The sequence below is a fragment of the Achromobacter sp. 2789STDY5608615 genome (assembly GCF_001298995.1).
Lineage (GTDB): Bacteria > Pseudomonadota > Gammaproteobacteria > Burkholderiales > Burkholderiaceae_B > Achromobacter > Achromobacter insuavis.
The window spans coordinates 90,025-99,640 of sequence record NZ_CYTY01000002.1 but is presented as its reverse complement, the minus strand read 5'-3'; the positions used below and the strand labels follow the sequence as shown (position 1 = coordinate 99,640).

The window sequence follows — 9,616 nt, the reverse complement described above, 5'->3', positions numbered from 1 at the left end:
AACGTGGCTGCGCGTGGCCTGGTGCCGCCCGCGGCTGGACCTTACCCGTCAAAACAGATCCAGCACAATGAAGAGATTCCAGCGCACCACCCTGATCTGCGTCCTGTCGGCCGCAGCCGCAATGACCTACGGCGTGGCCGGCATGGCGCAGAACGCCATCCAGTCCGACCCGGGCGCTGGCGCGCCCGCCCGCGACATCGCGGTCGCCGTGAAGGGCCAGCAGACGCTCATGCTGGACGGCGCGCCCGCCCGCATCGCCATCGGTGACCCCGAGGTGGCCGACGTCAAGGTGCTGGCGGCCTCCGGCAAGCGGCAGGCCTCGCTGCTGCTGTACGGCAAGAAGCCGGGCACCACGCAATTGCAGATCTGGACCGGCAACAACGCGGCGCCGCAACTGTGGACGGTGCGGGTGGCGGGCAACGTGCAGCAGGTCATGGCCGGACGCGGCATGGCGGGCGGCGCCAACGTCGACGTGGCCGGCGACCGCGCGGTGGTGTCGGGCCAGGCCGATTCGCCCCTGTCGCACCAGGCTTCGGTGGCCGCGGCGGGCGCGGTGGTGGGCGACAAGAACGTGGTGGACGTCTCGACCGCCGGCACCGGCGGCGTGGTGCAGGTCGAGGTCAAGGTGGTCGAGGTGTCGCGTTCGGTCATGAAGCAGGCCGGCATCAGCTTCGCCGGCCGCACCGGCCCCTGGGGCGGCACCAACTCCTTAGCACCCAACAACCTGTCGGGGCCGTTGGGCTTCAGCAGGACCGCGGCGCTGACGTCGGGTTTTTCGCTGTTCTACGACTCCAGCGATTTCAGCGCACGCTTGAACCTTTTGCAGAACAATGGCTTGGCGCGCGTCCTGGCGGAACCTACGTTGGTCGCCCTGACTGGCCAAAGTGCCAGTTTCCTGGCCGGCGGCGAATTGCCCATCCCGGAAGCAGGCGGCCTGGGCACGACAACCGTAACGTTCAAGGCGTTCGGCATTGGCCTGACGGTCACGCCGACCGTGCTGTCGCGTGAGCGGATTGCGCTGAAAGTGGCGCCCGAAGCCAGCGAACTCGACTACAGCAACGCCATTTCCATTCCCAATGGCAGCAACGCCCCAACGCTGATCCCCGCCCTGCGCACGCGCCGCGCCGACACCACGGTCGAGCTGGGCGACGGCGAGAGCTTCGTCGTCAGCGGGCTGGTGTCGCGCCAGACCAAGGCGCTGGTCAACAAAGTGCCGATGCTGGGCGACCTGCCCATCATCGGTTCGTTTTTCCGTAGTGTCGATTACACCCAGGAGGATACCGAGCTGGTGATCGTGGTGACGCCGCGCCTGGTGCGGCCCATTGCACGCGGCGTGACCTTGCCGCTGCCGGGGGCCAAGCAAGAGGCGGCGGACACCGCGTTCAACGCTTGGGGCTATTGCCTGATGGGTCCCGCAGGTGGGCAGCAAATGCCGGGTTTTTCACGGTGAGCGATATGAAGACACATGCCAGGGAGTGGGTTGGCTTGCAGAACAGCAACCGGTTTTTATTTTGTTCCAAGGGTGACGGCGTGGCCGCGCAGCTCGGGCAGGCGTTCGGTGACATGGGCATGCTGACCCAGGAAGTTCCGGGCGTCGAGGAACTGGGGCGGCGTCTGGCCGAAATCGAGCCGCAGGTGGTGTTCCTGGACTTCACCCTGAGCGAGGACGAGCCTGGCAAGCTGTTCAAGTCGGCCGAGCTGGCGCGCCTGCTGGCGCGCATCGCGCCGGCGATTCCGAGCGTCGCCGTCGGGCTGCTGAGCCAGCCGGAAGGCGCCATCGCCGCATTGCGCGCCGGCGTCAGCGATTTCGTCGACCCGACCGTGGCGCCGCAGGAAGTCAAGGACGTGGTGCAGCGGCTGCTGGACCTGCCGGCGGGCGGCGGCCGCATGGACGGCTCGCGCCGCAGCGTGCTGTTGCTGGGCGCGCGGCCGGGCGTGGGCACCAGCACGCTGGCCGTGCACCTGGCCGGCATGGTGCAGGACCGTCTCAAGCAGCAGCATGGCTCGCGCGCCGCGGCCGCCGGCGCCAAGGGCGCCAAGCCGGCCGCCGACAACGGCAGCCAGCTGCCCCTGGGCAGCCGGGTGGCGTTGATGGACCTGGGCTGGCCGGTGGGCGATTGCCAGCTGTACCTGAACATCGGCGGCGATTTCGATTTCGCCGAGGCGGCGCGCAATCTGCGGCGGCTGGACTCGACCCTGCTCAGCTCGGCCATGTCGCACACCGCCAACGGCCTGAGCGTGCTGGCGCTGCCGCGCGACCTGGGCCAGATGCGCGATGTCTCGCAATCCGATTCGCTGCTGGTGTTCGAACGCATGCGCCAGCACTTCGGCGTGGTGGTGGCCGATTCGGGCGGTTTCTCCAATCCCGAATTCGTGGCGGGCCTGGCGCGCGCCTCGGAACAGAACTGGATCGTCACCGACCAGAGCGTGGGCGCGCTGGTGTCGCTGGCCGGCCTGCTGCAGGAGCTGGAGCAGCTGCACGTGGACCGCCGCAGCCTGGGCCTGGTCGTCAACCGCTACGACGAGCGCTACGGCATGACGGCGCAGCAGATCGCCGAGCGCTTCCAGCTGGAGCTGATCGGCACGCTGCCGGACCGCACGCTGGCGCTGATGGTGTGCACCAACCAGGGCCATCTGCTGCACGAGGAGGCCGAGCGCGACGTCTACGTGCGCGCGGTGCAGGCGTTGGCCGAGAAGCTGAGCGCGGAAGAGAACACCCCGGGCGGCCGGGCGAGCTGGCTGGCCACCTGGCTGCCCGGCGTGCACCGCCGCATGGTGGTCGAGTAACGGACGGCGGCGGAACCCCACATGATCATGACAGCGACCATAGAATTCGGCGGCGATGGCGATAAGGGATTCGCCTCGTCCAATCGTTTCCAGGAAGTGAAGACGGCGGCCTACGAGCACCTGCTTTCCCGCATCGAGGAACTGGGCGCGGAGTTCGGTCGCTGGGCGCGTTCGGCGATCCAGGAGTTCGTCGACATCGAGGTGGCCAGTTTCGTGCGTTTGCGGCGGGTGCCGATCAACGAAGGCGAGATGCGCCAGATCGCCGAGGCCCTGACCAAGGAACTGGCCGGCCTGGGGCCGCTGGAAGACCTGCTGGCCGACCCCGCGGTCGAGGACATCCTGATCAACGGCTACGACAACGTGTTCGTGTCGCGCCGCGGCGTGCTGGCGCGCGAGACGCTGCGCTTCACCGACAACCAGCACGTGCTGCGCATCGTGCGCCGCATCCTGGCGCCGATCGGCCGCCGGCTGGACGAGTCCAGCCCGATGGTCGATGCGCGGCTGCCCGACGGCGGCCGCCTGAACGTGGTGATCGAACCGCTGGCCGTGGACGGCCCGATGGTCTCGATCCGGAAATTCCGCCAGGATCCGCTCAAGCCGGCCGACCTGCTGACGCTGGGCACCTTCGACGAGGAGATCTACCGGCTGCTGCACGAGGCGGTGAAGAACCGCTGCAACATCCTGGTGTCCGGCGGCACCAGCTCGGGCAAGACCTCGCTGCTGAACGCGCTGGCCTTCTTCATCTCCGACACCGAGCGCGTGGTGACGGTGGAAGACACCGCCGAACTGTCGCTCAACCACCCGCACGTGGTGCGGCTGGAGTCGCGCCAGGGCGGCTTCGACGGCAGCGGCGCCGTCAGCATCCGCGAACTGATCCGCAACAGCCTGCGCATGCGCCCGGACCGCGTGGTGGTGGGCGAAGTGCGCGGCGCCGAGGTCATGGACATGCTGCAGGCCATGAACACCGGCCACGAAGGCTCGATGGCCACGATCCACGCCAACTCGCCGCGCGAGTGCCTGTACCGGATCGAGATGCTGGCGGGTTTCGCCGGCTTCCAGGGCAGTGAAGACAGCCTGCGGCGCCAGATCGCCAGCGCGCTCGACTTCATCGTGCAGATCGGCCGCCTGTCCAACGGCAAGCGGCGCGCGCTGTCGGTGACCGAGGTCACCGGCATGGGCGACAACGTGATCTCGACCCAGGAGCTGTACCGGCACGAAACCTTCGCCACGCCCGAGGGCGAGGAAAAGGACCGCTGGAACTGGCTCGGCATCCATCCGCACACCCCCAAGCTGGCCAAGATGCGCAACGAGCAGCGGCCGGCCGACAATGCGCCGCCCGAGTCCGACGGCGGCGGCTTCTGGAGCAGGAGGCGCTGATGCTGCAAGCCGGGGTGTTCGCGGGTCTGGCGCTGGTGCTGGCCTTGGCGGCGGTGCTGCTGTGGCGTCACGCCAACAGCGGCCAGCGGCGCGCCGCCAGTTCCGCTTTCCTCGAAGATCAGCTGCGGCGCGGCCGCGGCGCGCCGGTCAGCGGCAAGATGCCGTTCGCTCACGGCGCCCGCGCCTTGCGCAGCGGTTTCTCGCGCTGGGACATGCTGCTGCTGCAGGGCGGCGTGCGCCAGAGCCCGGGCTTCTACGCCAAGCTGATCCTGCCCATCGTGGCGGGCGCGCTGCTGGCCTGGGCCTTCCTGGGCTGGCTGTCGGCCCTGGTGGCGCTGGTGCTGCTGACCGTGTTCGCCTATTTCCTGCTGTGGCTGCGCGCCGACCGGCGCCAGCGCCGCCGGGTGTCGCAACTGCCGGCGTTCCTGGACAACATCGTGCGCCTGGTCACCATCGGCAACAGCATGGCGTCGGCCTTCCAGACCGCCGCGGCCACCACCGACGAGCCGCTGCGCGAGGTGGTCGAGACCGCCGCCGCCCTGAGCCGCTCGGCCAAGGAACTGGACGCGGCGCTGGTGCAGGTTTCGCGCCAGTACGACATGAAGGAACTCTACATGGTGGCGGCGGTGGTGTCGGTGGCCCTGCGTTTCGGCGGCCGCAGCGACCAGGTGCTCGAACGCATGGCCGCGTTCATGCGCGACATCGGCCAGGCGCGCGCCGAACTGTCGGCCAGCTCGGCGGAAATCCGCCTGTCGGCCTGGATCCTGGCGCTGCTGCCGCTGGGCATTGCCGGCTTCATCATGGTGGCCAACAACGACCTGTTCATGGGCCTGTGGGTGGACCCGCTGGGCTTCAAGATGCTGATGACGGCGGTCGGCCTGCAACTGGGCGGCTCCTACATCCTGTATCGCATGGCCAAGGCCATCTGAGGACGACGCGGATGCAAGCGATCGAATCCTGGAATGTCTCGACGGTGTTGGCGGTGGCGCTGATGCTGGTGGCGGCCGCCATGCTGATCCTGGGCCTGAGCATGACGCGGCGCCTGCGCGGGCAGGACCGCAGCCGGCAGGTGGTGGAGCAGGCGCTGGCGACGCGCGAGGGCCGCGTCAAGGCCGCCGCCGCGCCCGCCGCCGAGGGCGCGCAGGGCAGGCTGGCCGCGGCCACGCGCGCGGCCGACTCGTTCGGCAAGCGCCTGAGCGAAGGCCGCTTCGCCGAAGCGCTGCTGGCGGGCGAGGACCGCAAGCTGGTGGACATGGCGGGCTACGAAAACCCGGCCACGGCGCGGCTGCGCTTCATCGTCGCGCGCTTCGCGCTGGCGCTGCTGCTGCCGGCGGCGGCCGTGGCGCTGGACCTGGGGCGCAACGTCGGCGGCTCGTCGCTGGGCCTGTTCGTGGCGGCCTTCTTCGGCTTCGCCATTGGCTACATGTTGCCCAAGTGGTTCGTGCGCCGGCGCCTGTCGCGCCGCCGCAAGCAGGCCGCCAACGAACTGCCGCTGCTGATCGACCTGCTGCGGCTGCTGCAGGGCGTGGGCCTGTCTATCGACCAGAGCCTGCAGGTGTTGACCAAGGAATTCGACCAGGTGCTGCCGGTGCTGGCGTACGAGCTGCGGCTGGCGTCCGAACTGTATGTGCGCGGCCGCACCCGCGAGCAGTCGCTGGCGCGGCTGGCGGCGGGCTTCGACAACGACGACCTGTCCGCCATCTGCCGCCTGATCGCCCAGGTCGATCAGCACGGCGGCGCGGTGCAGGAACCGCTGAACCGGTTCGGCGAGCGCCTGCGCGAGAAGCGGCGCCTGGAATTGAAGGAAAAAGTGGGCAAGACCACCGTGAAGATGACGGCGGTGATGATCGTGACCCTGCTGCCGGCGCTGTTGATCGTGACCGGCGGGGCGGGGTTTGTGGCGGTATTGCGCGGTTTGTCGCGCATGGGGGGGATGTAATGGCGGGCGGTATGGAAAGCGCGCGGCGCGCATGGCGTTGGACCCTGGTGGCGGCGGCGGTTGCCGGCGCCGGGACGTTGGCGGGTTGCCAGAGCAACAACGCCGAGACCGCCTGGCAGTTGATCCAGCAACAACAGCAGGAACAGGCGCTGGCGCGCCAGCGCGAGGACGAGGCGGAGAACCGCCGCAAGCCGGCCGAGCCGGAGATGATGCTGTCGATGATCGCCGAGTCGCAGCGCCAGGAACGCTATTTCGCTTCGCTGGCCTATATCGAGGCGTTCCAGCAGAAGTTCGGCAACGATCAACGCATTGCGGTGCTGCGCGCCGAGGCGCTGCGCCAGACCGGCCAGACGGCCTCGAGCGAACAGGCCTACCGCGCCCTGATCGGCACCGCGCAGGCGGCCGACGGCTGGCACGGGCTGGGCCTGATCGCCGGTTCGCGCGGCCAGTTCGAACAGGCCGCCGATGATTTCGCGCGCGCCGCCAAGCTGGCGCCGATGGATCCGCGCATCCTGGGCGACCTGGGCTACGCGCGGCTGCGGGCCGGCGATCCGGCCGGCGCCCGCGTGCCGCTGGGCCAGGCCGCCGAGCTGGCGCCCGAGAGCGGCAAGGTGCTGGCCAACCTGGCCTTGCTGCTGCTGGTCGAGGGCGAGCCGGTGCGGGCCCAGAACGTGATGGACCGCGCCAAGCTCGGCGACGAGGCGCGCGGCCAGGTCCTGCGCCTGGCCTCCGAAATCCGCAGCCAGACCGCCGCGCCGCGCGGCGTGGCGCCGGCCGCCGCGGCCGACACCCCGGCGACCCGGGTGTCTCGCGGCGAAGGCATCGTCATGCCGGTCATGAGCCCGCTCATGGACCGGCTGGGCAACGGCCCGATCATGCGCTAACCAGGAATCCCAACATGTCTCGAACCGTACGCTTTGTTCCGTTCTCCCTGGCGCTGCTGGTGGCGGCGGCCATGCCCTGGACCAGCCAGGCGCAATCGAACGCGCCGCTGACCGGCGGCGCCATGGGTGGCGGCGTGGCCCAGGCCTCGCCGGTGGCGCCGGTGGCCCCGGCGGCCGCGCCCGCGGCGCAGATGCCGGCGCGGCCGGTGGTGCAGCAGGTCCAGACCCCGATGCCGCAGGCGGCCGCGCAGCCCGCGCCGCAACCGGCGGCCGAGGCGCCGGAAGCCTTTGGCGACATCACCCGCGGCCTGCTGGCCGCGCAGGCCGACGGCCGCCGCGCCGGCGCCGCGCTGCCGGTGCTGGGCGCGGCGTCCACCGCCGCCTGGAACCGCTACGTCGACAGCTTCACCCGGCCGATTCCGGAGTGGTTCACCAAGCGGGTGCAGACCAACAACACCAATTAGGACCCGTCTCACCGAGTCAGGGAGCCGCGATCATGCCAGCCACTCATCTTCGTTCTGCGTTCCTGCCGCGGCAGCGCGGCAGCATGACGGTGGCCATCGTTTTCGTGGTCATCGTCGGCCTGGTGCTGCTGGGCGTGGCCCAGCTGGGCTATGCCTACTACATGAAGCGGGAGATGCAGAAGGCCTCGGACCTGGCGGCGCTGTCGGCGGTGCAGGTGCTGGGCATGGGCGCGCCCGCGGACTGCACCCGGGCGCAGGCGGCGGGGCAGGCCGCGGTGCTGGCCAACGTGCCCAACATCTTCGACAGCTTCTCCGCGGCCGACGTCACGGTTGAATGCAAGGTGTGGGACACCACCCGCGCCGACGCCAGCGGCATGTACGTGTTCGACCCCGCCAGCGGCCAGGTGCCGAACGCGTTGCGCATCACCATCAACAAGACCCTCGCCAGCCTGATTCCCAGCTTCTCCGGCGGCACGGCGGGCGGCACCCAGGTCCAGGTGATCTCGGTGGCCACCAGCACCCAGCCGGTGGCGGTGTTCACCGTCGGCTCGCGCCTGCTGCGCCTGCAGAAGGGCGGCCTGCTGTCGCAGCTTCTGTCCACCGTGGGCGCCACGCCGGCCCAGCTCGACATCCTCGACGCGGCCGGCCTGGCCACCGTCAACATCACGCCGTCGGGCCTGCTGGAGGCGCTGGGCCTGCCGGTGTCGGTGGCCACCGGCGTGGGCACGCCGTCACAACTGGCCGCGCTCAACAACCTGACGCTGGGCCAGCTGCTGCAGGCCACGCTGACCGTGATGAACAAGGCCGGCAACACCGCCGGCGCCAGCCTCGGGCTGCTGTCCAACGCCATCAACGTGGTGCTGAACGTGATGCCGGTGAACCTGCCGGTCAAGCTGTTCGGCGACGGCGGCATCCTCGACCTGAACGTGGTCGGCGGCGACATCAACTCGGCGCTGCAGGCCAATATCAACGCGCTCAATGTGCTGGAGACCGCGCTGGTCATCGCCAACGGCCAGAACCTGGTCAACCTGGGCCTGAACGTGCCGCTGCTTGGCGTGCAGTCGCAGGTGCGCATCGTCGAACCGCCCACCATCGGCGTGGGCGGGGCGGGCACGCAGGCCACCAGCGCCGGCATCCGCGTCTACCTGCGCGCCAACACCAGCAACATCCCGCTGGTGGGCCCGCTGCTGGCCAACACGCTGGGCACCAAGATCGACCTGCCGGTCATCATCGACGTGGCGCAATCGACCGGCACCGTGTCCAAGCTGTGCCAGGCGCCGCTGACCGAGTCGCAGGCCACCATCGACGTGACCTCGTCGGTGGCCAACATCTGCCTGGGACGCTTCCCCGGCATGTCGTCGGCGGTGGACAACGTGCAGGCCAATTTCCTGTCCATCACCAACAGCTGCCAGCCCAGTTCGTTCGCGGCGATCCAGCGCTACCAGATCCTGAACGTGCTCGGCATCCTGCCGCTGACCAGCAAGGTCACGCTGCCGATCTTCAACTCGACCGCGCCGGTCTCGGTGACGCTGACCGAGCCGCCGTCGCCCAACTCCACCGCCACCGTCAACGCCACCTCGATCAACCTGGGCGCGCTGGCCTCGAACCTGGCCGACGCCGTGGTCGGCGGCATCCTGGGCGACCTGGTCGGCACCGGCACGCCGCTGACGCCGGACCAGCGCCTGTCGCTGGCCACCACCCTGGTGGGCGGCGGCGGCAGCAACCCGGGTAAATCGATTTCGCAGGTGGTCAACGACATGCAGTGGTCCTCGACCGCGCTCAACCAGCTCGGCCAGCGCATGTCCACCGGCGGCCTGACCGGGGTGCTGGGCGGCACGCTGCAGCTGGTCGGCAACCTCCTCAATTCGTTGCTGCTGGCGCCGCTGAGCGACGTGACCTGCCTGTTGGCGATCACGCCGGATGCGATCCGCCAGTGCCGCGTCAACGCGGTCTCGTCGCTGGCGCTGAGCGGCGGCAACCAGGTGGGCGGCGTGCTGTCCATCGTGGTGACGCTGCTGCAGCCGCTGCTGGGCATGCTGTCGACCCTGCTGCAGCAATTGCTGGACATGCTTGGCCTGAGTGTCGGCCAGACCGATGTATCGCTGCTGTCGGTGGACTGCGGCAAGCCCCGCCTGGTGTATTGATGATGAAGCCCTTGATTTCCG

Annotated in this window: 8 protein-coding genes; all 8 read left to right on the top strand. The window is 69.5% G+C overall.

The window, feature by feature from the left end; all coding sequences use genetic code 11:
- Positions 1 to 67 precede the first annotated feature (67 nt).
- From AOZ49_RS02090 to AOZ49_RS02055, 8 genes are read left to right on the top strand one after another with little or no spacing between them, the layout of a single operon-like run.
- Positions 68 to 1,450 (top strand): type II and III secretion system protein family protein, encoded by a 1,383-nt coding sequence (locus AOZ49_RS02090; RefSeq protein WP_156355561.1) that lies wholly within the window; start codon positions 68 to 70, stop codon positions 1,448 to 1,450.
- A complete protein-coding gene (locus AOZ49_RS02085; RefSeq protein ID WP_054474185.1) occupies positions 1,447 to 2,787 on the top strand; it encodes a MinD/ParA family protein in 1,341 nt (446 codons plus the stop codon). Before AOZ49_RS02090 ends, AOZ49_RS02085 begins: the two co-directional genes overlap by 4 nt.
- Before the next feature lie 21 nt (positions 2,788 to 2,808).
- Entirely contained in the window at positions 2,809 to 4,164 is a 1,356-nt protein-coding gene (locus tag AOZ49_RS02080; protein ID WP_054474184.1) for a CpaF family protein, read from the top strand.
- Positions 4,164 to 5,093, top strand: coding sequence for a type II secretion system F family protein (locus AOZ49_RS02075; protein WP_054431923.1), 930 nt, complete (start codon positions 4,164 to 4,166; stop codon positions 5,091 to 5,093). Before AOZ49_RS02080 ends, AOZ49_RS02075 begins: the two co-directional genes overlap by 1 nt.
- Positions 5,094 to 5,104: 11 nt before the next feature.
- The gene (locus tag AOZ49_RS02070; RefSeq protein ID WP_054431922.1) at positions 5,105 to 6,103 is read left to right on the top strand and encodes a type II secretion system F family protein; all 999 of its coding nucleotides are present in this window, start codon (positions 5,105 to 5,107) and stop codon (positions 6,101 to 6,103) included.
- Between the two features lie 11 nt (positions 6,104 to 6,114).
- Positions 6,115 to 6,987: a hypothetical protein gene (locus tag AOZ49_RS02065; protein WP_082380278.1), complete on the top strand. Its 873-nt coding sequence runs from the start codon at positions 6,115 to 6,117 to the stop codon at positions 6,985 to 6,987.
- A 14-nt stretch (positions 6,988 to 7,001) separates the two neighbouring features.
- Complete coding sequence (locus AOZ49_RS02060) at positions 7,002 to 7,451, top strand: DUF3613 domain-containing protein (RefSeq protein WP_054474183.1); 450 nt, start codon at positions 7,002 to 7,004, stop codon at positions 7,449 to 7,451.
- Between the two features lie 32 nt (positions 7,452 to 7,483).
- The gene (locus AOZ49_RS02055) at positions 7,484 to 9,595 is read left to right on the top strand and encodes a pilus assembly protein TadG-related protein (RefSeq protein WP_054474182.1); all 2,112 of its coding nucleotides are present in this window, start codon (positions 7,484 to 7,486) and stop codon (positions 9,593 to 9,595) included.
- Positions 9,596 to 9,616: the final 21 nt, after the last annotated feature.

Coding starts and splice junctions, on each gene's coding strand:
- AOZ49_RS02090 (WP_156355561.1), top strand. CDS start 68: ATGAAGAGATTCCAGCGCACCACCCTGATCTGCGTCCTGTCGGCCGCA.
- AOZ49_RS02080 (WP_054474184.1), top strand. CDS start 2,809: ATGATCATGACAGCGACCATAGAATTCGGCGGCGATGGCGATAAGGGA.
- AOZ49_RS02075 (WP_054431923.1), top strand. CDS start 4,164: ATGCTGCAAGCCGGGGTGTTCGCGGGTCTGGCGCTGGTGCTGGCCTTG.
- AOZ49_RS02070 (WP_054431922.1), top strand. CDS start 5,105: ATGCAAGCGATCGAATCCTGGAATGTCTCGACGGTGTTGGCGGTGGCG.
- AOZ49_RS02065 (WP_082380278.1), top strand. CDS start 6,115: ATGGAAAGCGCGCGGCGCGCATGGCGTTGGACCCTGGTGGCGGCGGCG.
- AOZ49_RS02060 (WP_054474183.1), top strand. CDS start 7,002: ATGTCTCGAACCGTACGCTTTGTTCCGTTCTCCCTGGCGCTGCTGGTG.
- AOZ49_RS02055 (WP_054474182.1), top strand. CDS start 7,484: ATGCCAGCCACTCATCTTCGTTCTGCGTTCCTGCCGCGGCAGCGCGGC.